1 protein-coding gene is annotated in these 422 nt (G+C 25.8%); it reads right to left on the bottom strand.

Annotated elements, in window-relative coordinates:
* The coding region (locus tag AYC60_RS00110) for a hypothetical protein (protein WP_156447599.1) at nucleotides 1-200 on the bottom strand (200 nt) is incomplete at its 3' end.
* Between the last annotated feature and the right edge of the window lie 222 nt (nucleotides 201-422).

Below are 422 nucleotides of genomic sequence, written 5' to 3'. Positions count from 1 at the left end.
GCACCTTTTTCACTTACATTAAATTCTTTAAAGGTTGAATGACTTACACCTTTAGGACTTGGAGTTGAAATATTTATGATGTCTACACCACTATTACTCTTTTCTACATATACATTAGTTTTTCCATCTACTGTTATGTTTGCATATGAAAAAAATGTAATTAAAAATATTAGAAAAGTTAGTTTTAATGTATATTTCATGTTGAAGTCCTCCTAGGTGTTATTTAATTAACTAATGCTATCATTTTTTTATGATTTTGTCAAGGTAATACTTCTTTAATTTTATCGAAAAAATGTACCTACAAACTTTTTACGTTTCCGTATCCTGTTTATTGGTACATATTCTCATGTTCTTTACCTTAATAATTCATTAAATACTTACCTTCTTCTAACTTTATTTCTCCATTATCAAAACAATAATCT

Origin of the sequence: Streptobacillus felis, assembly GCF_001559775.1 — a bacterium.
Taxonomy (GTDB): Bacteria; Fusobacteriota; Fusobacteriia; order Fusobacteriales; family Leptotrichiaceae; genus Streptobacillus; species Streptobacillus felis.
The sequence above is the reverse complement of the archived record's forward strand: the minus strand, read 5'-3'. Positions and strand labels throughout refer to the sequence as shown.